The sequence below is a fragment of the Paralysiella testudinis genome, from assembly GCF_016894345.1.
GTDB classification, from domain to species: Bacteria; Pseudomonadota; Gammaproteobacteria; order Burkholderiales; family Neisseriaceae; genus Paralysiella; species Paralysiella testudinis.
In genome coordinates this window covers 364,971-388,730 of record NZ_CP069798.1, presented here as the reverse complement: position 1 = coordinate 388,730, position 23,760 = coordinate 364,971, and the positions used below count along the sequence as shown (strand labels likewise).

General features: G+C 55.1%; 28 protein-coding genes. 25 read left to right on the top strand and 3 right to left on the bottom strand.

The window, feature by feature from the left end; translation table 11 throughout:
• Positions 1-10: 10 nt before the first annotated feature.
• Both JQU52_RS02105 and JQU52_RS02100 read right to left on the bottom strand, forming a co-directional pair.
• Positions 11-583 (bottom strand): DUF4126 domain-containing protein, encoded by a 573-nt coding sequence (locus JQU52_RS02105; protein WP_230339535.1) that lies wholly within the window; start codon positions 581-583, stop codon positions 11-13.
• Positions 584-654: 71 nt separating this feature from the next.
• A complete protein-coding gene (locus JQU52_RS02100; protein WP_230339534.1) occupies positions 655-1,617 on the bottom strand; it encodes a PhoH family protein in 963 nt (320 codons plus the stop codon).
• 288 nt (positions 1,618-1,905) lie between these two features.
• On the opposite strand from JQU52_RS02100, the gene hisC reads away from it, so the two are divergent.
• From hisC to JQU52_RS02070, 6 genes are all read left to right on the top strand, one after another.
• Positions 1,906-2,982 (top strand): histidinol-phosphate transaminase, encoded by a 1,077-nt coding sequence (hisC, locus tag JQU52_RS02095; RefSeq protein WP_230340506.1) that lies wholly within the window; start codon positions 1,906-1,908, stop codon positions 2,980-2,982.
• 5 nt (positions 2,983-2,987) lie between these two features.
• Complete coding sequence (gene hisB, locus JQU52_RS02090) at positions 2,988-3,581, top strand: imidazoleglycerol-phosphate dehydratase HisB (RefSeq protein WP_230339533.1); 594 nt, start codon at positions 2,988-2,990, stop codon at positions 3,579-3,581.
• Between the two features lie 376 nt (positions 3,582-3,957).
• Entirely contained in the window at positions 3,958-4,920 is a 963-nt protein-coding gene (locus JQU52_RS02085; RefSeq protein WP_230340505.1) for a glutamate/aspartate ABC transporter substrate-binding protein, read from the top strand.
• A gap of 356 nt (positions 4,921-5,276) precedes the next feature.
• On the top strand, positions 5,277-6,020 hold the full coding sequence (locus tag JQU52_RS02080) for an amino acid ABC transporter permease (RefSeq protein ID WP_230339532.1): 744 nt from the start codon (positions 5,277-5,279) through the stop codon (positions 6,018-6,020).
• A 1-nt stretch (position 6,021) separates the two neighbouring features.
• Positions 6,022-6,696, top strand: coding sequence for an amino acid ABC transporter permease (locus JQU52_RS02075; RefSeq protein ID WP_230339531.1), 675 nt, complete (start codon positions 6,022-6,024; stop codon positions 6,694-6,696).
• A 26-nt stretch (positions 6,697-6,722) separates the two neighbouring features.
• A complete protein-coding gene (locus tag JQU52_RS02070; RefSeq protein ID WP_230340504.1) occupies positions 6,723-7,451 on the top strand; it encodes an amino acid ABC transporter ATP-binding protein in 729 nt (242 codons plus the stop codon).
• A gap of 45 nt (positions 7,452-7,496) precedes the next feature.
• On the opposite strand, the gene JQU52_RS02065 is transcribed toward JQU52_RS02070, so the two are convergent.
• Positions 7,497-8,405: a LysR family transcriptional regulator gene (locus tag JQU52_RS02065; RefSeq protein WP_230339530.1), complete on the bottom strand. Its 909-nt coding sequence runs from the start codon at positions 8,403-8,405 to the stop codon at positions 7,497-7,499.
• Between the two features lie 320 nt (positions 8,406-8,725).
• Between JQU52_RS02065 and JQU52_RS02060 the strand changes: the two genes are divergently transcribed.
• The 19 genes from JQU52_RS02060 to fos all read left to right on the top strand — a co-directional run bounded on the left by JQU52_RS02060 (position 8,726) and on the right by fos (position 23,666).
• Positions 8,726-9,709 (top strand): alpha/beta hydrolase, encoded by a 984-nt coding sequence (locus JQU52_RS02060; protein ID WP_230339529.1) that lies wholly within the window; start codon positions 8,726-8,728, stop codon positions 9,707-9,709.
• A gap of 72 nt (positions 9,710-9,781) precedes the next feature.
• Positions 9,782-10,330 (top strand): DapH/DapD/GlmU-related protein, encoded by a 549-nt coding sequence (locus tag JQU52_RS02055; protein ID WP_230339528.1) that lies wholly within the window; start codon positions 9,782-9,784, stop codon positions 10,328-10,330.
• 10 nt (positions 10,331-10,340) lie between these two features.
• Positions 10,341-10,760 carry a cyclophilin-like fold protein gene (locus tag JQU52_RS02050; RefSeq protein WP_230339527.1) on the top strand — a complete coding sequence of 140 codons (420 nt, stop codon included), beginning with the start codon at positions 10,341-10,343 and terminating at the stop codon, positions 10,758-10,760.
• Between the two features lie 233 nt (positions 10,761-10,993).
• Positions 10,994-11,644 (top strand): imidazole glycerol phosphate synthase subunit HisH, encoded by a 651-nt coding sequence (hisH, locus tag JQU52_RS02045; RefSeq protein ID WP_230339526.1) that lies wholly within the window; start codon positions 10,994-10,996, stop codon positions 11,642-11,644.
• Positions 11,645-11,740: 96 nt separating this feature from the next.
• Complete coding sequence (gene hisA, locus JQU52_RS02040; protein WP_230339525.1) at positions 11,741-12,493, top strand: 1-(5-phosphoribosyl)-5-[(5-phosphoribosylamino)methylideneamino]imidazole-4-carboxamide isomerase; 753 nt, start codon at positions 11,741-11,743, stop codon at positions 12,491-12,493.
• A gap of 32 nt (positions 12,494-12,525) precedes the next feature.
• Positions 12,526-12,852, top strand: a complete 327-nt coding sequence (locus JQU52_RS02035) for a hypothetical protein (RefSeq protein ID WP_230339524.1) — start codon at positions 12,526-12,528, stop codon at positions 12,850-12,852.
• Positions 12,853-12,879: 27 nt separating this feature from the next.
• Positions 12,880-13,647, top strand: coding sequence for an imidazole glycerol phosphate synthase subunit HisF (gene hisF / locus JQU52_RS02030; protein ID WP_230339523.1), 768 nt, complete (start codon positions 12,880-12,882; stop codon positions 13,645-13,647).
• 34 nt (positions 13,648-13,681) lie between these two features.
• Complete coding sequence (gene hisI, locus JQU52_RS02025) at positions 13,682-14,080, top strand: phosphoribosyl-AMP cyclohydrolase (protein ID WP_230339522.1); 399 nt, start codon at positions 13,682-13,684, stop codon at positions 14,078-14,080.
• A 115-nt stretch (positions 14,081-14,195) separates the two neighbouring features.
• On the top strand, positions 14,196-14,522 hold the full coding sequence (locus JQU52_RS02020; RefSeq protein WP_230340503.1) for a phosphoribosyl-ATP diphosphatase: 327 nt from the start codon (positions 14,196-14,198) through the stop codon (positions 14,520-14,522).
• Positions 14,523-14,604: 82 nt separating this feature from the next.
• Positions 14,605-14,823, top strand: a complete 219-nt coding sequence (gene tatA, locus JQU52_RS02015) for a Sec-independent protein translocase subunit TatA (RefSeq protein WP_230339521.1) — start codon at positions 14,605-14,607, stop codon at positions 14,821-14,823.
• 6 nt (positions 14,824-14,829) lie between these two features.
• Positions 14,830-15,309 carry a Sec-independent protein translocase protein TatB gene (gene tatB, locus JQU52_RS02010; RefSeq protein ID WP_230339520.1) on the top strand — a complete coding sequence of 160 codons (480 nt, stop codon included), beginning with the start codon at positions 14,830-14,832 and terminating at the stop codon, positions 15,307-15,309.
• A gap of 7 nt (positions 15,310-15,316) precedes the next feature.
• Complete coding sequence (gene tatC / locus JQU52_RS02005) at positions 15,317-16,084, top strand: twin-arginine translocase subunit TatC (protein ID WP_230339519.1); 768 nt, start codon at positions 15,317-15,319, stop codon at positions 16,082-16,084.
• A 116-nt stretch (positions 16,085-16,200) separates the two neighbouring features.
• Complete coding sequence (locus tag JQU52_RS02000; protein WP_230339518.1) at positions 16,201-16,554, top strand: DUF2069 domain-containing protein; 354 nt, start codon at positions 16,201-16,203, stop codon at positions 16,552-16,554.
• The gene (locus JQU52_RS01995; protein WP_230339517.1) at positions 16,551-18,371 is read left to right on the top strand and encodes a PglL family O-oligosaccharyltransferase; all 1,821 of its coding nucleotides are present in this window, start codon (positions 16,551-16,553) and stop codon (positions 18,369-18,371) included. Before JQU52_RS02000 ends, JQU52_RS01995 begins: the two co-directional genes overlap by 4 nt.
• 134 nt (positions 18,372-18,505) lie before the next feature.
• Entirely contained in the window at positions 18,506-19,183 is a 678-nt protein-coding gene (locus JQU52_RS01990) for a response regulator transcription factor (RefSeq protein ID WP_230339516.1), read from the top strand.
• Positions 19,184-19,265: 82 nt separating this feature from the next.
• Positions 19,266-20,687 (top strand): HAMP domain-containing sensor histidine kinase, encoded by a 1,422-nt coding sequence (locus JQU52_RS01985; protein ID WP_230339515.1) that lies wholly within the window; start codon positions 19,266-19,268, stop codon positions 20,685-20,687.
• A gap of 172 nt (positions 20,688-20,859) precedes the next feature.
• Complete coding sequence (locus JQU52_RS01980) at positions 20,860-21,459, top strand: CDP-alcohol phosphatidyltransferase family protein (RefSeq protein ID WP_230339514.1); 600 nt, start codon at positions 20,860-20,862, stop codon at positions 21,457-21,459.
• 37 nt (positions 21,460-21,496) lie between these two features.
• Positions 21,497-23,272: a bifunctional alpha/beta hydrolase/class I SAM-dependent methyltransferase gene (locus JQU52_RS01975; RefSeq protein WP_230339513.1), complete on the top strand. Its 1,776-nt coding sequence runs from the start codon at positions 21,497-21,499 to the stop codon at positions 23,270-23,272.
• The gene (gene fos, locus JQU52_RS01970) at positions 23,265-23,666 is read left to right on the top strand and encodes a fosfomycin resistance glutathione transferase (protein ID WP_230339512.1); all 402 of its coding nucleotides are present in this window, start codon (positions 23,265-23,267) and stop codon (positions 23,664-23,666) included. The genes JQU52_RS01975 and fos overlap by 8 nt, the downstream gene beginning before the upstream one ends.
• The last annotated feature ends 94 nt before the right edge of the window (positions 23,667-23,760 follow it).

The following is a 23,760-nucleotide window of genomic DNA, read 5'->3' as shown; positions in this document are numbered from 1 at the left end:
GTGTGGCCGTTTAGATGGGTTGTTGTTGGCGGCGGCGATATAAGCGCAGCAGCCAGAAGCCGAGCCCCGCCACCAATACCAATGCCAACACCGGCAGCAGCAAAGACAGCAGTGTTAACACCAGCCCGGCACCGGTTTCGGCCACCGCCACCACCGGATTGGCCAGGCCGCCGGTGGTGGCCGTGGAAGCCAAGCGCGTGCCGCCCATGCCGGTTTTGATGGCGGCGGCCGCGCCGCCGCCGGCAATAATCGCCAGCGTCCAAGTGATGGCTGGGTTTAGGTCGGCCACGGTGGACGCCATCACCACGGTGCCAGCCACGCCGGCCAGCGGAATGGCAATGGAATCGAGCACATTGTCCAGCCACGGAATCAAATAAGCGCCCACTTCGGCCACGGTGGCCACGCCCAAGATGGTGAGGGCGGCGGGCGAGGCCAGCCACTGCCAGTTGTCGTTGAGCGGCCACCAGCCGAAATAGGCCGATAAGCTGAGCGCAAACAAGGGCAAAAACACGCGAAAGCCGCTGCTGGCGGCCAGCCCCACGCCCAGGGCGATGCTGATTAAGGTTTCGATGCTCAGGTCCATGGTCGTTCCTTGTGCGGGTGGTTCAGGCTGCCTGAAAGCGTTGGTTTGGCAATGGCAGCCAATATCCGGCGTTAGGCAGAGGTATTGGCATCGGCGGCATCGTAGGCATCCACGATTTTCTGCACCAGCGGGTGGCGCACCACGTCTTCGCTGGTGAATACGTGGAAGTAGATACCTTCGATATTGGCCAGTTTCTCGCGTGCGTCTTTCAAGCCGCTTTTAATATGCCGCGGCAGATCGATTTGGGTGACGTCGCCCGTAATCACGGCTTTGGCACCAAAACCGATGCGGGTGAGGAACATTTTCATTTGTTCGGGGGTGGTGTTTTGCGCTTCATCTAAAATCACATAAGCGCCGTTGAGGGTGCGCCCGCGCATATAGGCCAAGGGAGCGATTTCAATCAGCCCTTTTTCCAGCAATTTGGTTACGCGGTCAAAGCCCATTAAATCGTAGAGGGCATCGTAGAGCGGGCGCAGATAGGGGTCGACTTTTTGCGCCAAATCGCCGGGCAAAAAGCCCAGTTTTTCGCCCGCTTCCACCGCCGGGCGCACCAACACAATGCGCTCAACTTGGTGTTTTTCCATCGCATCCACGGCGGCGGCCACGGCCAGATAGGTTTTGCCGGTGCCCGCCGGCCCCAAGCCAAACACCACATCGTGGTTGAGCAGGGCGCGGATATAGCCGTTTTGGCGTGGCGTGCGTCCGCCGATATTGCCGCGGCGAGTGCGGAAATGGTAGGCGTGTTCGTGGGTTTGTGCTTCGTAGTGGGCATCGGCGGTTTTGGCTTCCACGGCGGCCAGTTGGATGTCGTTGTCGCTGATGTCGCGGCTTTGCGCCAACAGCGCCAAGGCTTCCAGTGCGCGGCGAGCGGCGTGTGCTTGCTCGCCCAAGAAGGTGAATTGGTCGAAACGGCGGCTGATTTCAACCTCAAGTGCGCGCGCTAAGGTGTGCAAATTGGCATCGAGTGCGCCGCACAAGCGCTGCATGGCGGGGTTGTCAAGCTGTTCCAGCCGAAAGTGGACGGTGTGGGTCATGCGGGCTTCCTGGTAAGCCTACCGGTAAATCAAGTGGGCAGGCAAGACATCTAAAGTAGCTAATGTGACAGCCGCCGCTTAAAAAATCAAGGGTATTGCCCGGCTTTCAGAAAGCTACCTGAAGAAAATCCATCCATCCTAGGCTGCCTGAAAGCGGCCTATATTGTGCACAGCATCATCGGTGGCGGCTTCCAAGCCTTGTCTAGAGTGTGTTACATTGGGCATTATCAGCGCCCCGGCTGCTGTCTTGTCACCCTGTGCACCACATCAATATACCGCTAGAGAGCCATCATGAGTACCGCCAATTATATCCGTTCTGATATTCAGCAAATGAAAGCCTATGCCGTGGCCGATGTGCCCGCCGGCTTTATCAAACTCGACGCCATGGAAAGCCCTTACGACTACCCTGAAGACATGAAAAAAGAGCTGGGGCGGGCGCTGGCTGCGGCACCCATTCGCCTTTACCCCAACCCCGGCAGTTGCGGCTTGCTGCAAGTGCTGCGCGACACCTATGCCATTCCCGCCGATGCGTCATTGGTGCTGGGCAATGGTTCGGACGAATTGATTGAGCGGCTCACCATGTTGGTATCCAAACCCGGTGCCAAAGTGCTGGCACCGGCGCCTTCGTTTGTGATGTACCGCGTAAACGCCGAATTTTTCGGGCTAGAATTTATCGGCGTGCCACTGCGACCGGATTTCACCATGGATTTGGACGCCATGCTGGCGGCCATCAAAGAGCATCAGCCTGCGCTGGTGTTTGTGGCCTATCCCAACAACCCCACCGGCGGGCGCTTTGCGCGTGAAAAAGTAGAAGCCATTATCGCCGCCACGCCGGGCATTGTGGTGGTAGACGAAGCCTATGGCGCTTTTTCGTCCGACAGCTTTTTAAGCCAAGCCGGGCAAATCCCCAATTTGGTGGTGCTGCGCACCCTGAGCAAAATCGGCTTTGCCGGGCTGCGCATCGGCTATGCCTGCGGCCCGGCGGCCATTTTAGATGAGCTTAAAAAAATCATCCCGCCGTATAATATGAACCAGCTCAGCCTGTGCGCAGCGGAATTTGCCTTGCAATACCAGCCTTTTATCAACGAAAACATCAGCCGCCTCAAAGGCGAGCGCGAGCGTATGCGCACGGCCTTGCACGCGCATCCGTGCATTCAGGATTTCCCGTCTGAAGCCAATTTTCTCACCCTGCGCGTGCCCGATGCCCAAGCCTTGTTTGATAAACTGTATGCGCAAAACATCCTGATTAAAAAGCTGCACGGTATGCACCCATTGCTGGATCAATGCGTGCGCATCACCATCGGGCTGCCTGAGCAAAACCAAAAAGTATTGAATATAATCGACGAACTGTACGGAAACCCCTAACCACCATGCGAACTGCTACCGTAACCCGCAACACCAGCGAAACCCAAATCACCGTATCCCTCAACCTCGACGGCAAAGGTATTGGCCGCTTCGACACCGGCGTGCCGTTTCTGGATCATATGCTCGACCAAATCAGCCGCCACGGCCTGATTGATTTGGACATTGTCGCCCGTGGTGACACCCATATCGACGACCACCATACCGTGGAAGACATCGGCATCACCTTAGGGCAGGCGCTTAAGCAAGCCTTGGGCGACAAAGTGGGCATTACCCGCTACGGCATGAGCTATGTGCCGCTAGACGAAGCCCTAAGTCGCGTGGTGCTCGATTTGTCCGGCCGCCCCGGGCTCACCTACAATATCGACTTCACCCGCGCCGCCATCGGCCGGTTTGATGTTGACTTGTTTAGCGAGTTTTTCCACGGCTTGGTCAACCACAGCATGATGACGCTGCACATCGACAATCTGCGCGGCATCAACGCCCACCACCAAGCCGAAACCGTCTTCAAAGCCTTTGGCCGCGCCTTGCGCATGGCGGTGGCGTTTGATGAGCGCATGGCGGGCGTGATGCCGTCTACCAAAGGCACGCTCACCGCTTAAAATACAGCGAGCAGGTGCTAAAGGCTGCCTGAAAATAAAATGCGCTGCATCATGGCAAATACAGCCATAATGCAGCGCATTTTTAATGCTGCCAACTTTTTTCTAAATAAATATTCTGATATGAATAATAAAACAATCTTGCCGTCAAACAAGGCTGTTAAGTATTCAAGGCATGAAAACTAGCGTAGTTTGATGTAATCCTAATGTAATGCGCCTGATTTGGGCAGATATTGGGTGGAAGTGTTTATTTTATTGCGCTGCACAAGTAAATCGGTTGTGAATTTTTTTTTACATGCGTTAAGATAACACCATATTTGCCGAGATAATTCGGTAAAACAATCACACCAATTACATTTGTAGAGGAAAAATCGCAATGATGCAAACCATGAAACGCAACACCTTGGCCGTGGCCGCTGTGGCCGCACTGATGGGCTTATCTGCTTGTGGCGGTGGCGAAAAAGCCGCTGCACCGGCTGCCGGCAGCGATGCTTCCGCGCCGGCCGCTTCCGCCGGGATGAGTACGCTGGACAAAATCAAGCAATCCGGCACCATCGTATTGGGCTACCGCGATTCTTCCATTCCTTTCTCCTACATTGCCGACCAGCCCGGCCAGCCGGTGGGCTATGCGCACGATTTGCAGCTGCGCGTGGTGGAAGCGGTAAAAAAAGAGCTGAATATGCCGGATTTGAAAGTGCGCTATAACTTGGTTACTTCGCAAAACCGCATTCCTTTGGTGAGCAACGGCACTGTGGATTTGGAGTGCGGCTCCACCACCAACAACCCCGAACGCCAAAAGCAGGTGGATTTCTCCAACGCCTTCTTTGAAATCGGCACCCGCCTGCTCACCGCCAAAGATTCCGGCATCAAAGACTTCCCCGATTTGAAAGGCAAAACCGTGGTCACCACCGCCGGCACCACATCTGAGCGCCTGCTGCGCGAATACAATGAAAAAGACAAATTGGGCATGAACATCATCTCCGCCAAAGACCACGGCGAAGGTGCTTTGATGTTGATAAATGGCCGCGCACAGGCGTTTATGATGGACGATATCCTGCTGGCTGGTGAGCGCGCCAAGTCGGCCGATCCGGAAAAATGGGAAATCGTGGGCAAGCCGATGTCGTTTGAGCGCTACGGCTGTATGGTGCGCAAAGGTGATGCCGGCTTTAAAAAGCTGGTCGACGACACCTTGGCCGCCACTTACAAATCAGGCGATGTGAACGGCATGTATAAAACCTGGTTTGAAAGCCCGATTCCGCCGAAAAACATGAACCTGAACTTCCCGATGTCTGAGCAGGTAAAAGCAATTATTACCAACCCCACAGACCAAGCCGCGCCATAAGGCAGCAGCATCGGCAGACATAAGCGCCCAAGCGGGCAATCAGTGGGCGCCGCCATCGCGGCGGCCACTGGTTTTTTTATGGCAGTGTGGTTTTGTTGTGGCTGAAACCTTTGCAAAATTCTTCATAGATTGATGAAAAATGCCCGAATCCGTCATTCCGGCGTAGGCCGGAATCCACTGTTCGAGAATAAATGAATTTCAAATCAATTTATTATGTTTGCAGGTATGGATTCCGGCCTACGCCGGAATGACGAGCTGGAAAGATTTTTGCAGGCTAAACGGTATTTTGCAAAAGCCTTGGCTGTTGCCAAAAGCCGGCATCAAAACACATTCGTTTTATCGTGAGGCATGATTTTATGGGCTACTCTTGGAATTGGGGCGTGTTATTCGACCCCACCGGCTTGGGCGACCAGCTCTACCTGCATTGGGTATTGTCTGGTCTGGGCTGGTTGTTTGTGATTGGCACGGTGGCGTGGGTGATTGCGCTGGCCTTGGGCACGGTGTTGGGCATTATGCGCACTTTGCCGTCCAAAAACGCGCAGCGTGTGGCCACCGCTTATGTCACCTTGTTTCGCAATGTGCCGCTGCTGATTCAGCTGTTTATTTGGTATTACGTGGTGCCGGGCTTTTTGCCCGAATCGGTGCGCCAGTGGTGGTTTTTCGGCTTGGCACCGAATACCTCGGCCATGATTTCGGCCAGCATCGGCTTGGGGCTATTTACCGCCGCACGCATTTGCGAGCAGGTGCGCACGGGCATCCAATCGCTGCCGCGCGGGCAGGGCAATGCCGCTTATGCTTTGGGCTTCAGCACTGCGCAAGTGTATCGCCAGGTATTGCTGCCGCAGGCTTTCCGGGTGATTTTGCCGCCGCTAAGCTCAGAGCTCACCAACTGCTTTAAAAATGCGTCTGTGGCTTCGTTGGTGGGCGTGGCCGAATTAATCAGCCAAACCAAAACCATTGCCGAATACACGCAAAACAATTTTGAAATCTACACCTACGCCACCTTGATTTATTTGGTGATCAATATGGGGCTGATTGTGTTTATGAACTTTCTGGAGCGCCGTTTCCGTGTGCCCGGCCTGATGGCGGAGGGTAAATAATATGGCTTTCGGATTTGCAGAACTACAGGCAGCCGCCCCCGGCTTGATTGCGGGCATCACCACCACGCTGGAAGTGGTGGCGTTTGCGGTGGTGGGCGGCCTTTTAATCGGCACTTTTTTGGCCTTGGCGCGGCTGTCGCCTTATAAGTGGCTATCGGTGCCGGCCAAGCTGTATGTGAATTATTTTCGCTCGGTGCCGCTGCTGCTGGTATTGATTTGGTTTTATTTTGCCGTGCCGATGATGTACAACTGGGCCACTGGGCGCTATCTCACCATTGATGTGGCGTTTGCCTCGTGCGTGGTGGCGTTTATGGTGTTTGAAGCCGCTTATTTTGCCGAAGTGGTGCGCGCGGGTATTCAATCGATCAGCAAAGGGCAGGTGAATGCGGCCAAGGCGCTGGGGATGACCTATTCACAAACCATGCGCTTAGTGATTCTGCCGCAGGCGTTTCGCAAAATGCTGCCGCTGATTTTGCAGCAAAGCATTATTTTATTCCAAGACACCACGCTGGTGTTTGCCATCGGCTTGGTTGATTTCTTCCGCGCCTCTTACGTGCGCGGCGATTTAATGGGCATGCTTACCCCGTATATTTTGTTTGCCGGTGTGGTGTATTTCCTGGTGAGCGCCACCGCCACCTACGGGGTGAAACAATTACAGAAAAGGTTGCGCACATGAGCCAAAACAACACAAACCAAAACACCATGATTGAAATCAACGATGTCAACAAATGGTATGGCGACTTCCAAGTACTCACCGCCTGCAATACCCGCATCAGCAAAGGCGATGTGGTGGTGGTGTGCGGCCCTTCCGGCAGCGGCAAGTCTACGCTGATTAAATGCGTAAACGGGCTGGAGCCGTTTCAAAAAGGCGATATTCATGTTGACGGCACTTCGGTAGGCCACCCCAAAACCGATTTGCCCAAACTGCGCAGCCGCGTGGGCATGGTGTTCCAGCATTTCGAGCTATTTCCGCACTTAAGCATCACCGACAATCTCACCGTGGCGCAAATCAAGGTGTTGGGGCGCAGCAAAGAAGAAGCGCGCAAAAAAGGGCTGGCTTATTTGGATCGCGTGGGCTTGAGCCAACATGCGCACAAATACCCGGCCGAATTGTCCGGTGGCCAGCAACAGCGCGTGGCCATTGCCCGTGCCTTGTGCATGGACCCGATTGCCATGCTGTTTGACGAGCCCACTTCGGCGCTGGATCCCGAAATGATCAACGAAGTGCTGGATGTGATGGTGGGCTTGGCCAAAGAAGGCATGACCATGATGGTGGTAACCCACGAAATGGGCTTTGCCAAACAAGTGGCCAACCGGGTGATTTTTATGGATGCCGGCCAAATTGTGGAAGACTGCAGCAAAGACGACTTCTTCGGCAGCCCGCGCAGCGAACGCGCACAACAATTCTTGTCTAAAATTCTCAATCATTGAGGATTGCGTGGTGACGCTAGGCTGCCTGAAACTTTCAGGCAGCCTTTATTTTTGGCCAAACCGTTTGCCCAAAATCTCGGCCAACAAATCAAACACCACCTTCACCCGCCCCGGCGTGACCACCCGCTGCGGGCGGTAGATCGACACCGGCCAGCGGATTTTCGGCACTTCGGCAAACAGCTCCACCAATTCGCCGCTCAGCAAATGCGGCGCCGCCATCCAATCGAGCTGCTGCGACACGGCGTTGCCCGCCAGCGCGGCTTGTAGGGCGTTGTGGATATGGCTGCCGACAAAGTGCGGTTTGCTTGGGGTGAATTGCAGGTTTTCGTTGATATACCACGTATCGGCGCGGCCGTTGTTGTGGTTGAGCACGGCAGCGAGCGGGTAGTTTTTCTGCAAATCGGCGAAGTCTTTCGGCTTGCCCAAGCGGTGCAATAAATTTGGCGAAATCACGATTTGTTCGCTGGTTTCGCCGATTTTGCGGGCAATCAGGCGGCTGTCGGCGAGCATGCCGATGCGCACGCCGATGTCGATTTGCTCCTGCACCACGTTCAGCCGCACGGTATCGCGGCGCCAATCTAGCACCAGCTTCGGATATGCCTGAAGTGCGGTGAGCAATTCGCGCAACACGGCGTGTTCGTCGGGCAAATCGGGCACGGTAATGCGCACCAGCCCGGCCATTTCATCGGCATGGCGGTGACGGCCGGCGGCAAACAGGCGCTCGCTTTCTTCCAATAATTGCTGTGCTTGCGGCAAAAATTGCGCGCCGAAATCGGTGAGCACGATTTGGCGTGTGTTGCGTTGAAACAGCGGCTCGCCCAATTCGTCTTCCAGCGCCGCCATCATGCGCGTAATCACCGGCGGCGACACTGCCAAACGAATGGCGGTTTCCTTAAATTGCAAGGTTTCGGCGGCGGTGCAAAACACTTTTAAGGCTTCGATTTTGTCCAGCATAGCGGTTTCCTCGTGCAACCAGATTAGTTGCCAACATAGCCCAAACATATCGGCTCAGGCAAGTAATAATTTCTATTTTAGAAATTATGAAATCAAAATTCATGAATTTACCTGAAATTCAAACAGTCTTACAATGGCCTCCATCGAATCACTAAACACACTATTTACCAAATAAAAGGAAATTGAATATGAATCTGCAATTATCACGCCGCCGTTTTACGCAATCTGCTTTGGCAACATTCACCGCCGCTATTATGGCAACTGCTGCTGTTCCGGCATTGGCACAACCTGCCGCCACAACCCATCAAGGAAACCCGACCATGAATTTACCGCTCACCCAAGAATGGGACAAAATTTTTCCGCAAAGCAATAAAGTCGACCACCGCAAAGTGACCTTTAAAAACCGCTACGGCATCACGCTGGCGGCGGATTTATACACCCCGAAAAATGCCCGCGGCAAGCTGCCGGCGATTGCCGTGAGCGGCCCGTTTGGCGCGGTGAAAGAGCAGTCTTCTGGCCTGTATGCCCAAACCCTGGCCGAGCGCGGCTTTATTACGCTGGCGTTTGACGGCTCGTTCACCGGCGAGAGCGGCGGCGAACCGCGCAATATGGCCTCGCCCGACATCAACACCGAAGACTTCAGCGCTGCGGTGGATTTTTTAGGTTCGCTGGATAACGTGAACCGTGATGAAATCGGCATTTTAGGCATTTGCGGCTGGGGCGGTTTCGCGCTCAATGCGGCAATTAGCGACACCCGTATCAAAGCCGTGGCCACCAGCACCATGTATGACATGACGCGCGTCAACGCAAAAGGCTACAACGACAGCGTGGATGCCGATGCGCGTTATAAAATGAAACAGGAAATGAATAATAACCGCTGGGAAGCCTCGAAAAACGGCTATGCCACGCTGTCGCCGCGCAACAATTTAACCGCCGATCAAATCAACAGTGAAACGCCGAAATTTATGGCGGATTATTCAGAGTTTTACACCACCAAACGCGGCTTCCATCCGCGCGCGGCCAACTCGAACCCGAACGGTTCATGGGCCACTACCGCCATGATTTCTATGGTAAATATGCCGATTTTGCAGTACGCTGCCGAAATGCGCGCGCCCGTATTGATGGTGCACGGCGAAAAAGCGCATTCGCGTTATTTCTCGGAAGATGCGTTTAAAGCTTTGGGCAGCAAAAACAAAGAGCTGTATATCGTGCCGGGCGCATATCACACCGATTTGTACGACAATACCACGGGCAAAATCCCGTTTGATAAATTCGAACAGTTTTTTAAAGCGAATTTGAAATAAGCCTGTTGGGTAATAAGGCTACCTGAAAGTAAAAACAGGCTTTCAGGTAGCCTTAAAATATAAAGAAACAATATGAAAATCGCTATTCCTAAAAACCAAACCATCGCCCCCGACAGTGATTTATTTGCCGAAATCCACCGTATTGTCGATGAAAACGCGCCGCTGATTGCCGAATTAAGCGGCGCATTTCGAAGTCAAGCCGACATCAGGGCGTTGCTGGCACAAATTACCGGCGCCGAAATCGATGACCACCTGCACGTGAATTTACCGCTGTACAGCGACTTTGGGCGGCATCTGCGCATCGGCAAAAACGTGTTCATCAACAGCGGTGTGATGTTTACCGATTTGGGCGGCATCACGTTGGAAGACAATGTGTTAATCGGCTCGCGCGCCAACATCATCAGCGTAAATCATCCGGTTGATCCGCAAGCGCGGCGTGGCATTATTTTAAACCCCGTGCGGATTTGCAAAAATGCGTGGATAGGCGCCAACGCCACCATTTTGCCGGGCGTAGCCGTGGGCGAAAACGCCATCGTTGCCGCCGGCGCGGTGGTGAGTAAAGACGTGCCGCCGAATACCATCGTCGGAGGAATTCCCGCCAAAGTCATCAAAACCATTTAAGGTGATAAAGATGAAAAAATTGTTATCCCTATTGGGTTTGGCGTTTGCCTTTGCGGCATGCGCCCCGTATTCGGAGGCCAGAGAAATGAAAGTTAAAATCACGCTGGACAATCAAGTGCACTACGCCACGCTCGCCGACAACCCGAGCGCGCGCAGCTTGCTAGAGAAAATGCCGTTCACCCTGCCGCTGGAAGACTACGCGGCGAGTGAAAAAATCGCCCGCCCGTCATTCAAATTAAACACCGCCGGCGCACCTGCGCGCTATCAGGGCAAACCCGGTGATATTACTTACTACGCGCCGTGGGGCAATTTGGCTTTATTTTATAAAGGCGGCCCTGATGCGGGCGGGTTGATTTATCTGGGCAAATTTGACGGCGATTACAGCGCATTGAATCATGCCAAAACAATGACCATAGACGTGGCGAAATAAACAGCACAGGCCAGCACGTGCCGCGCGCAATGGCAATCAATCTACTATAAATTGTTAACAGTTTCTAAGGATTACGGTATTATTGTAGGCTGCCTGAAAACCTCAGGCAGCCTGATTGTTTTAAAAAGCCAATCCAACACCAAAAAACAAACCCATGTTTGGGTTTGGATTTCAATCCGGTGCCAAGATGCGGCAAAATCAGGCAAGCACTTTAAAGAAAGCAGCCGCCATCTATGAATATCGCCATTGTCGACTACGGTATGGGCAATTTGCACTCGGTGTTGAAGTCGGTGCAGGCCGCCCGCGATTTGGTCGCCAGCGCCGCACAAATCACACTCACCGACCGCCCCGAAGTGGTGTGGGCGGCGGATAAAATCGTTTTCCCCGGCCAAGGCGCTATGCCCGACTGTATGGCGGCCTTGCAGCGCAGCGGTTTGGGCGAAGCGGTGGCCGATGGCTTAAAAAACAAGCCTTTCTTCGGTATTTGTGTGGGTGCGCAATTGCTGTTTGAACACAGCGAAGAAGGCGATACGCCCGGTTTGGGCTGGTTTGGCGGCGAAGTCAAACGCTTTGTACCGCCCGCAGCCGATGCCGAAGGCCGCCACCTTAAAGTGCCGCACATGGGCTGGAACACCGTGCGCCAAACGCAGCCACATCCGCTGTTTGCCGGCGTGGCGCAGGATGCGCGGTTCTATTTTGTGCACAGCTATTATTTCGCACCAAAAAATCCCGATATTGTATTGGGCAGCAGCGAATATCCCAATGAATTTGCCTGTATTGTGGGCCGTGATAACGTGTTTGCCACCCAGTTTCACGCCGAAAAAAGCCACGATGCGGGCTTGAAACTGCTGGAAAACTTTATCCGTTGGGACGGAACAGTATAAACTAAGCGTCTGTTGTTGTTGGTATGGCGCCTAAGGCTGCCTGAAAGCCGCCGTTGCTTAAAATTTAACTTTCTTATTCAAACACCTTAATTTGCCATGTTACTGATACCCGCCATCGATTTAAAAGCAGGCCAATGTGTGCGCCTGAAGCAAGGCCTGATGGATCAGGCCACCGTGTTTTCCGACAGCCCCGCCGAAATGGCCGTGCACTGGCGCAATCAAGGCGCCCGCCGCCTGCATTTGGTGGATTTGGACGGTGCATTTGCCGGTAAGCCGAAAAATTTTGGCGCCATCAAAGAGATTTTGGCCGAAGTATCGGCCGATATGCCGGTGCAATTGGGTGGCGGCATCCGTGATTTGGATACCGTCGAAAAATACCTCGACTTGGGGCTGCAATACGTGATTATCGGCACTGCGGCGGTGAAAACACCGCAATTTCTGCACGATGCCTGCGATGCCTTTCCCGGCCAAATTATTGTGGGGCTGGATGCCAAAGACGGCCAAGTGGCGATTGACGGCTGGGCCAAAATCACCAAATACCATGTAATCGAGCTGGCGCAACGCTTTGCCGATTATGGTGTGGACAGCATTATCTACACCGACATCGGCCGCGACGGCATGATGAACGGCGTGAATATCGAGGCCACGGTAAAATTGGCCGAAGCCGTGCGCGTGCCGGTGATTGCCTCCGGCGGCCTCACCGACATGAACGACGTTAAAGCCCTGTGCGAAGTGGCCGACAGCGGCATTATGGGCGCCATTACCGGACGTGCCATTTACGAAGGCAGTATTGACTTTCAGGCAGCTCAACAACAGGCTGACCAATGGGTCAGCGGTCAGGCCGGATAAACAGCCCGGCATTTTAATACAAGGGAGAAAGTATGATTGCAGCACTATTGTTGGGTATATGGCTGTGGCTCAGTGCCAATCGGCCAAAACAGGTGTTTTGGGAGGCCAGCTTTTTTACCTTTATTGCCATGGTGATTTTTTATCTGATGGCATGGCAAGTGCCGGAAGTAAGCGCGGTGTGGCTCTTGAGTTGGTTTTTGCGCTGGCTGCTGGCGTTGGTGGCGTTTTGGCTAATGGATGTATTGGCTACCAATGCCATTAGCGCCTTGCTGTTTGCCGCGCTGGCCGGAGTGGCGTATTTCTTTGTGGACGCGGCGGCCTTGAATCTGGCCATCGACTGGCTGGGCAGCACGCCTTAAAAACAATAAAACAATAAAGAGCATATCATGGCATTGGCCAAACGCATTATTCCCTGCCTCGACGTCGACAATGGCCGCGTGGTGAAAGGCATTAACTTTTTGGCGCTGCGCGATGCGGGCAACCCGGTGGAAGTGGCCAAGCGCTACAATGACGAAGGGGCCGACGAAATCACCTTTTTGGACATCACCGCCAGCAGCGATAATCGCGACACCTTGCTGCACGTGATTGAAGATGTGGCCAGCCAAGTGTTTATCCCGCTCACCGTCGGCGGCGGTGTGCGCAGCGTGGCCGATGTACGCCGCCTGCTCAATGCCGGTGCCGATAAAGTGGGCATAAATACCGCCGCCATCACCAATCCGGACTTGGTCAACGAAGCCAGCGGTTTTTTCGGCAATCAGGCGATTGTGGTGGCGATTGATGCCAAGGCGGTAAACGCAGACAACAGCCGCTGGGAAGTGTTTACCCACGGCGGGCGCCGCCCCACCGGCATTGATGCGGTGGCGTGGGGGCAAAATATGGCCGCACGCGGTGCCGGTGAAATTTTGCTCACCAGCATGGACAGAGACGGCACCAAGGCCGGTTTTAATTTGGCGCTTACCCGAGCGGTTAGCGATGCGGTCGCCATTCCGGTGATTGCTTCCGGCGGCGTGGGCAATGCGCAGCATTTGGTGGAAGGTGTGTTGCAAGGCCATGCCGATGCGGTGCTGGCGGCCAGTATTTTTCATTTCGGCGAAGTGCGCATTGCCGACGCCAAGGCGGCGATGCGCGCCGCCGGTATTGAAGTGCGCTTATAATAGGGCTTGCCGCATCAACCCCGAGAAAGCATTTATGCAAAATCAGCAAACGGCTTGGCTGGATGCCGTCAAATGGAACGAACAAGGCTTGGTGTGCGCCATTGCCCAAGATGCGCAAACCCTGCGTGTGTTGATGGTGGCGTGGATGAATGCCGAAGCACTGCAACAAACCGCCGCCACCGGCTTTGCCCATTACTACAGCCGCTCGCGCCAAAAGCAGTGGATGAAGGGCGAAGAGTCAGGCCATACACAAAAAGTTCATCAACTGCGGCTAGACTGCGACGGCGATGCGGTGGTGATGCTAATTGAGCAAGCGGGCGGCATTGCCTGCCACACCGGGCGCGAAAGCTGTTTTTACCGGGTGTGGAACGGCAGCGGCTGGGAAGTGGTGGATGCGGTGATTAAGGATGAAGCCGCCATTTACGGCAAATAATACCCACCCTATAAAACAACCTAACTGCGTTGGATATTATGGGTATAAACCGTTTCAGGCAGCCTGTGATTTTAAGGAGCAATAAATGGACGCGATGGAAAGCCAATTAAAAAAAATGCATCTGGATACGGTGCTCAGCGACATTGCCGATGTGATGGAAATCCGCCGCAATGCCGCACCGGGCAGCTCTTATGTGTCGCAGCTGCTGCATGAGGGCGAAGACAAAATCCTCAAAAAAGTGATTGAAGAAGCCGGTGAAATTTTGATGGCTTCCAAAGACGGCAATAAATTGCAAATCATTAAAGAAATTGCCGACGAGTGGTTTCACACCATGGTATTGCTGGCGCATCACGGCTTGCGCCCGGAAGATGTATTGATGGAATTGAAGCGGCGCCAAAATATTTCCGGCCTGGATGAAAAAGCCGGCCGCACGACAGCGTAATTATTTGTGTTTATCCAACCTTTCAGGCAGCCTAGGTAAATTAGGCTGCCTGAAAACCCGTTATTGAATAAAGGAAACCAACGTGGGTATTTCTTCTGTTTGGCACTGGTTGCTGGTGCTGCTGATTGTGGTGCTGATTTTCGGCACCAAAAAATTGCGCAATATGGGCAAGGATTTGGGCGGAGCGGTGCACGACTTCAAGCAAGGCTTGAATGAGGGCAGCGAGGCGGCCAAAGGCGGCAAAGACGATGTGATTGAACATCAACACAGCGAAACCAAGTCCGACCAAAGCAAATCGTAAACCGCCATGTTTGAAATGGGTTTCAGCGAAATGCTGCTGATTGCGGTGGTGGCGCTGGTGGTGTTGGGGCCAGAGCGGCTGCCCAAGGTGGCACGCACCGCCGGACAGTGGCTGGGTCGCTTACAGCATTTTGTTGCCAACATCAAAACCGATTTAAGCACGCAGGCGGGCATGGCCGAATTGGTGGAGGCCAAAGACGGTCTAACCGCAGCGGCGCGGCAGCTACAGCAGGAGCTCAGCCAAAGCGCACAGGCGCTCAATGCCGATTTGCCCGACTGGCAGCAACGCCCGGCGTGGGAGCGGCTGCCGCCGCAACGCAGCCCGGCCGATTTCGCCACAGACACGCCCCCGCCCAATTGGCCTAGCGCGAATCACACGCACACGGTGTCGTTGCGCCGTCAAGCCTTGCAGCGCAAACGCGATTTGCGCCCGCGCCCCCGTGCACGCCCGCAATTGCGGGTGCGCCGTCATTCGTTACCGGAATAAGTTCTGTATGTCTTCCCCTTCGCCCGCCGAACCGCAAGCCGAGCCGCAAACGCTGATGGCCCACCTGCTGGAATTGCGCCGCCGCCTGATGTGGCTGGTGTTGGTATTGCTGGTGTGTTTTTTTGCGCTGATGCCGTTTGCGCAAAAGCTGTATACCTTTGTGGCGCAGCCCTTGATGGTAAACCTGCCGGCGGGCACCAGCATGATTGCCACCGATGTGATTGCGCCGTTTTTTGTGCCGGTGAAAGTGACCTTGATGGTGGCATTTTTAATCACCTTACCGCACACCCTTTACCAAGTATGGGCCTTTGTGGCGCCCGGCCTCTACCGACATGAAAAACGGCTGATTTTCCCGGTGCTGTTTTCCAGCATAGTGCTGTTTTTTGCGGGGATGGCCTTTGCCTACTTTTTTGTGTTTCCGGTGGTGTTTAAATTTCTGGCCGGGGTCACGCCGGCGGGCGTGAGCATGGCCACCGACATCGACAAATACTTGTCGTTTGTGTTGGGCATGTTTGTGGCGTTTGGTGTGGTGTTTGAAACCCCGGTGGTGGTGATTTTGCTGAACCGCATGGGGGTGGTGAGCGTGGCACAGCTGAAAACGGCGCGGGCGTATGTGATTGTGGGCGCTTTTGTGGTGGCGGCGATTGTGACCCCGCCGGATGTGATTTCACAAACCTTACTGGCACTGCCGCTGATTGTGCTCTATGAGCTGGGCATTGTGTGCTGCCGTTTGCTGGGCAAGCGGGCAGCCAGCGTGTCTGCGGATGAGGAATAAAACCAAACCCGGCGTGCACGCAATCCGCTACAATGGCAACAAATTCGCTTCAGGCTGCCTTTTCAGGCAGCCTGAAGTATATGTATCAAGTAAAGATAATGGCAATGGCAATCGTAATGAAACTAAACCGGCAACAGATTTTGCTTGTGGCAATAACGGCATGGGTGGGGCTGATCATCATCAGTCTGGGTTGGGAGCTGTGGTGGGCGCCGTTGCGTTCGGGTGGCTCGTGGCTGGCGCTCAAGGCCTTGCCGTTATGCTTGCCGCTGGCGGGCATACTCAAGGGCAAAATTTATACTTATCAATATGCCAGCATGTTGGTGTTGTTTTATGCCGCCGAGGCGGTAATGCGTTTGTTTGATGCCACAGCGGCCAGCCGTTGGTGTGCCGCGGCGGCATTGCTGTGTGCGGTGGTGTTTTTTGTGGCCGATTTGCGTTATTTGCAGTTGGCACGGCGGGAGGCAGCATGATTCGGGACAATGTAGCCGCGGCTTGGCATGAGCGTGGCGGCGTATCGGCCACGTGGGTGTGGTGGCTAGGGTTGGCTTTATTGTGTGTGGTGCCGTTTCTGTCGTCGTGGCGCACCGGGCCGTTGGCCGGCTTATATCTGGAAGGCGGCGCACTGTTGTTTGCTGCGGCGCTCACCGCACTCACGGCGTTGACCCAACAGCACGCCGTGCGCCTGCCGCGTGCCAGTGTTTACTGGTTGCTGTTGGCGCTGTTGTTGGTGGTGCAGGCGCGCGCCATGGCCTTACCCTATGCTAGCCAATCGGACATGACTGCCGCCATATTTGTGGGGCTGGCGTTGTTGTCGTGGTCGGCACGGGCGTGGGTGCTGCGCATCGGCCAGCAGCAGGCGGTGGTGATCTTGGCGTGGGCTTTATTGGCCGGGGCCTATCTGCAAAGCCTGGTAGCTGTGTTGCAGTTTATCGGTGAAACCAGTTGGTTACCCGGTTTGCTGGCCGGACCGGGCAAATATTATGTTTTCGGGCAGCTGGGGCAGCGCAATCATTTGGGGCATTACCTGATGTGGGGCGTGCTGGCGCTGTGCTATTTGTGGCACGAGCGCAAACTCAGCGGCTGGCTGGCCTTGCTGCTGATGTTGTGGCTCACCGGAGTGATGGGCTTGGTGGGTTCGCGTACCATTATTTCCTATGTGATTGCCATCGGCTTGGCCTTGGGTTTTTGGCGCTGGCGCGGCGGGCGCGAAGCCAACCGGCTGATTGCGATTGTGGCCTTGGCCATCGGTTTGGTGTTGGCGGCACAATTTTTGCTCAGCCCTTTGCTGGCTTGGCTGGAGGGTGTGCGTTTTGAGTCGGGTGCCGGACGGATGGGCGCATCGCCTTTGGAACAAGATGCCCGTATGCCGGAATGGCACAAGGCATGGCAGTTATTTTTGGCGCAGCCGGGCTTTGGTTACGGCTGGGGCAGTTATGCCTATCAAGGCTTTGCAGACAGCAGCATTTATACACAAGGTTTCCGCACCTATGGTGCTAATGTGCTGTTTACCCACACCCATAATCTGATTTTGCAGCTGCTGGCCGAAACCGGGCTGGTGGGCACGCTGTTGGTGGTGGTCGGGTTTGTGTGGGTGGCGTGGGGTTTTCTGCGCCGCCCGTTTTCTGCCGCTTCGATGATTTTAACCCTGATGCTGCTGGTGAGCCTGTGCCACAGCATGTTGGAATATCCGCTGTGGTATGTGTATTTTCTGGCGGTGTTTGCGTTGATGTTGGCGCTGACTCCAGCAGCGGAATTTACACCGACCAAACCCATGCGCTTTCGCTGGAGTTTGGTGTTGGTATGCTTGCTAATGATGGCCGATTTGATGCGTGTGGGCGTGGTGTATCAAGACTTGCTCACCGCTGGGCGCAGCAGCAATGATACGGCGGTGGCGCAGCAAAATATTGATGCGCTAAGCCAACTGCGCGCCCGTGAATATTGGCTGCGCTATTATGTGGACATGACGCTGGTGCAAAAAATAGACGCCGCGCAAGCGCCGTTACCCGAGTGGGGGCGGCAGGCTGCCGATTTGGCTGGGCGCTACCGCCCTTACAGCAACACCTTTGTGCGTGGCCTGTATTTGGCGCAAGCCGGTGATGATTCCGGCGCTCAACAATGGCTGCGGCAAATGGCACGCTATTATCCGGCGCTGATACCTTATTTTGCCGACAAAACACAACAACAGCCCTCGGCGGCTGCCTTGCGCCAGCAGCTGCAAACCGATTGCGACCAATACACCCGCAATACCGGGCGCCAGCTTACTTGTGCCGGCGCGGTAGCGAATTAACGATTGTGCGCAGATTGAAAAAATGAGCAAATGCAGCGCAAATGTAAAGACAAATCAAGTCGCCGTGATAACATAAAGCCGACACACTCGCCCCATTTGGTTTATGGGGCCGATTTTAGACCAAAGGAAGAACCATGAGCCGCATTTTACTGGTTGACGACGACAACCTGCTGACCGAACTGCTGACCGAATACCTCACTGCCGAAGGGCTGGACGTGCACAGCGTGCCCGATGGTGAAGCGGGGGTAGAGGAAATTTTGTCCGCCCAGTACGATGTGGTGGTGCTGGACTCGATGATGCCGAAAATGAACGGTTTGGACGTACTCAAAACCGTGCGTGCACAAAGCAAAATCCCCATCATCATGCTCACCGCCAAGGGCGACGACATCGACCGCATCATCGGCCTGGAAATGGGCGCCGACGACTACGTGCCCAAACCCTGCCAGCCGCGCGAACTGCTGGCGCGCATCAACGCCATTTTGCGCCGCACCCAAAGCCAGGCCGAAGGCAATAATTCGCCCAACGTGATTGCCGTAAGCGGCGTTACCCTGTATCCGGCCAAGCGCCAAGCCAGTATCGGCGAAGCACCGCTGGAACTCACCAGCACCGAATTCAATCTGTTGGAAGTGCTGATGCGCCACGCCGGCCAAGTGGTGAGCAAAGAAACTTTGTCGCTGGAGGCGCTGGATCGCAAACTGGCTAAATTCGACCGCAGCATTGATGTACATATTTCCAGCATCCGCCACAAATTGGGCGATGCCTCGCTGATTCAGACTGTGCGCGGTTTGGGTTATTTGTTTGTGAAAAACTGAATCCCGCTGCGGGGCAGAGGGCACGCTGCTTTCAGGCTGCCTGAAATAGCTGATGCCGGTTGCCCCGCTGCCAAACGAGCCCATGAAACTTTTCCAACGAATCTTCGCCACATTTTGCGCCGTGATTATCTGCGCCATATTTGTGGCGAGTTTTTCTTTTTGGCTGGTGCAAAGCACGGTGGCCGAAACCCGCTTCAAGCAACTGCGCTCGTTTGAAGCCAGCCTGCTGCGCAGCACCGTTACCGCCTTTCACATGCGCGGTGACGCCGGTGTGCGCGAGCAATTACAGGAATGGGGCAACAACCCCGGCAGTGAAAACCTGTATGTGATTCGTGGCGACGACAAAACCGACATTATGGCGCGGCCGGTGGATGTGGCCACCATCCAGCTGGCACACGAATACGCCATGATGCACCCCGAATCGCCGTTGGTGCAGGTAGCCTACAACCGCTTGGGCGAGGAATACCTGTTTTTCGTGCGCGATTGGGACAAAGAACAAGTGCCGCGCCCGCCCAGCCCGTTTCTGATTCCCGGCCTACCGGTGGCGCCGATTTGGCATGAATTCATTATTTTGGGCTTTATCGTGGTGGTGGGCTTGCTCACCGCCTATATTCTGGCCAGCAACATCACCCAGCCCATCCGCCTACTGGCGCGCGGCATGAACCGCTTGGCCGGGGGCGACTTGGAAACCCGCGTATCGCACCAGCTGGCCGGGCGCCAAGACGAGCTTTATTTGCTGGCGGTGCAGTTTGACCGCATGGCCAAACAGCTGCAAAAGCTGGTGGAAAAAGAGCGCCATTTGCTGCATCACGTGTCGCACGAAATGCGCTCGCCCTTGGCGCGGATGCAGGCGATTGTAGGGCTGATTCAAGTGCAGCCGCAAAAACAGGAACAGCATTTACAGCGGCTGGAAGCCGAATTGGCGCGCATGGACGGCCTAGTGGGCGAGCTGCTCACCTTGTCGCGGCTGGAAACCGCCAATGTGGAAATGGAAAAAGAGCCTTTGCTGCTGGTGCCGTTTTTGCAGCAATTGCTCGACGATAACCAAGAGCTGGCGGCGCAAAAGCAGCAACAACTACAATGGCAGTGCAGCATACCCGAAGCAGCACAGGTGCTGGGCAATGCCGGTTATCTCTACCGCGCGTTTGACAATGTGTTGCGTAATGCCATGGCCTACAGCCCCGAAGGCAGCACCATCCAGCTGTGCCTGCGCGAAGCGGGCAAGCAGCAATGGCAGGTGGACATCAGCGACAACGGCCCGGGCGTGGCCGAAACCCAGCTGCCACATATTTTCACCGCCTTTTACCGCGCCGACAGCAGCGCCAATAAACCCGGTACCGGCTTGGGGCTGGCGCTGGCCAAACACATTACCGAGCGCCACGGCGGCAAAATCAGCGCCGCCAACCGCAAGCCCAACGGGCTGATTATGCAGTTTGTGCTGCCCAAGTGGACGGAGAAAAAAGAAGACGGTAAAAAAGCAACGGCCAATATCAAGGCTGCCTGAAAAGTTTAAACAGCATCATTATTGCCTTTCAGGCAGCCTTGATATCATTAAACAGATTAAAAGCCGCACCGTATTGCCGGTGCGGCTTTTTTATATCGGGCTATAGGCGCATTGGTCAGCTTGCATAAATTATGGTAAAACCATGCGGTTGCCATCCAAGGTGTTTGTTGCCATGAGTATTTATGCCCTTAAGCCACGGTTTCAAAATCTGCTGCGCCCCGGTGTGCGCTATTTGCACGGCAAAGGCGTGACCGCCAATCAGGTGACGCTGGCCGCTTGTGCGGTGTCGGTGCTGCTGGGTGTGGTGTTGGCTTTGGCGGCTGGGCACAGCGGCCTGTTTTGGCTGCTGCCTGTTTGGCTGTTTGTGCGCATGGCGCTCAATGCGGTAGATGGCATGTTGGCACGCGAATTCGGCCAACAGTCGGCTTTGGGCGGCTACCTGAACGAAATCACCGATGTGGTGGCCGATGCGGCGCTGTATTTGCCGTTTGCCTTTGTGGCGCCGTTTGGCGGCCTGCAAATCGGCCTGTTGATTTTTGTGGCGGCCATGAGCGAATTTTGCGGCGTGCTCGGCCAAGTACACGGCAACGGCCGCCGCTACGACGGCCCGTTGGGCAAAAGCGACCGTGCGTTTATCTTTGGCGCACTGGGCTTATGGTATGCGCTCGCAGGCAGCCTGCCCGGCTGGCTCAATGCAGTGATGTGGCTGCTGCTGCCCTTGTTGTTGTGGACATGCTGGCGGCGCATCCATAATGGTTTAAAGGCTGCCTGAAACCCTATTCACCTTTTCCATTTCATCGGAGCGCCCCATGCAAGAACAGCAAAAAACCTTCACCACCCAAGACGGCACCGCCTTGTTTTACCGCTACCGCCCGGCGGCAGACGGCAGTAGCGATAAAGCCATATTGCTGTTTCACCGCGGCCACGAGCATTCCGGGCGCATGATGTTGGTGGCCGACGAGCTGGGTTTGGACGATATGGCTTATTTTGCCTGGGATGCCCGCGGCCACGGCATGAGCCCGGGCGAGCGCGGCGATAGCCCCAGTTTGGGCACTTCGGTGGCCGATATTCAGGATTTTGTCGACCATATTCAGGCAGCCTACGGCATTGCGGCGCAAAACATGGTGGTGATTGCCCAAAGTGTGGGCGCGGTGTTGGTGAGCACGTGGCTGCACGATTATGCGCCGCCCATCCGCTGCGCCGTGCTGGCATCGCCCGCCTTTAAAGTGAAGCTGTATGTGCCGTTTGCCCGCAGCGGCTTGCGGCTGATGCAAAAGCTGCGCGGCAATTTTTTTGTGCAAAGCTATGTTAAAGCCCATTACCTCAGCCACAATCAGGCGCGCATCGATTCCTACAACAACGACCCACTGATTGCACGCGCCATTTCCGTGCGCATTTTGCTGGGGCTGTATGACGCCGCCGACCGCGTGGTGGCCGATGCCGCCGCCATCACCACCCCGATTCAGCTGTTGATTTCAGGCAGCGATTGGGTGGTACACCACGGCCCGCAGCACCACTTTTACACCCGCTTGGGCAGCCGCCACAAAGAGCGCCACGTATTAAAAGGCTTTTACCACGACACCTTGGGCGAAGAAGGCCGCGAGCAGGCGTTTACCCAAATCCGCCGCTTTGTACGCGCCCGTTTTGCCGAGCCGTTTGCTGCCGTAGACGTGAGCGATGCGCACCTGCACAGCGCCAGCCGCCGCGAAGCCGACGAATTGGCCACGCCCCTATCGCCGTGGACACCACGCGGCGCCTATTGGACGGCACAGCGCTGGCTGATTCGCCTGGGGCGGCATTGGTCGAGCGGGGTCAAACTGGGGGTGGACACCGGCTTTGATTCCGGCAGCACACTGGATTATGTTTACCGCAACCAGCCGCAAGGCAAAAATGCCTTGGGTCGCGCCATCGACAAAAATTACCTTAACGCCATCGGCTGGCGTGGCATCCGCCAGCGTAAAGTGAATATCGGCCAAGCCATTCAGGCAGCCATGCGCCAATTGCGCGCGGCGGGCAAGCCAGTGCATGTGCTCGACATCGCCGCCGGCCATGGCCGCTATGTGCTGGACGCCCTCACCGCAACCGAACGCCCCGACAGCGTGCGTCTGCGCGATTACAGTCCGCTGAACGTGGCCGCCGGGCGCAAATTGATTGAAGAACGCGGGCTGGCGGATTTGGTGCGTTTTGACGAAGTAAACGCCTACGATCGCAGCAATTATCAACAGCTCGAGCCACGCCCCACCTTAGGCATCGTGTCCGGCCTGCACGAGCTGTTTCCCGATAACGATTTGATTTTAAACTCGCTCTACGGCTTTGGCGATGCCATCGACACCGGCGGCTATCTTATCTACACCGGCCAGCCGTGGCACCCGCAGCTGGAAATGATTGCCCGCTGCCTATCCAGCCACCGCGACGGCCAAGATTGGGTGATGCGCCGCCGCAGCCAGCAGGAAATGGATCAGCTGGTGGCCAAAGCCGGATTTGCCAAAGTGCGCCAATGGATAGACGAAGACGGCATTTTTACCGTATCGCTGGCGGTGAAGCGGGAATCGGCTTGCTCAATGCAGAAAAACCAGCATGCTTAGCGGCCTCAGTCATGTAACCTTGGCGGTGCTCAATGTGGCACGGTCAGTGGATTTTTATACGCAGGTTTTGGGTTTACGGGTACGGGTGCAGTGGCAGGGCGGTGCTTATTTATCGTGTGGTGCTTTGTGGTTGTGTTTATCGGAAGATGAGCCTTGTCCGAAAACCGATTACACACACTTGGCGTTTGCTATTGAGGCCGAGCATTTTGATGATTTTGTCCGCCAAATACGTGAGCAAGAAGTGGTGGAATGGCGACAAAACCGCAGCGAAGGGGCATCTCTATATTTGCTTGATCCGGATGGCCATAAACTGGAAATTCATGTTGGCAGCCTAGATACACGGTTGAATCATTTACGTAGCCAGCCTTACCCAGGCCTTGTTTGGTTCGACTGAAAATACCCTACTATTTGCCCAAGGTCAGATTCAAGTATTCGACTTGCTGCTCAAAGCTTTCAGGCAGCCTGCTATTGCAATAGGCTGATTCGGC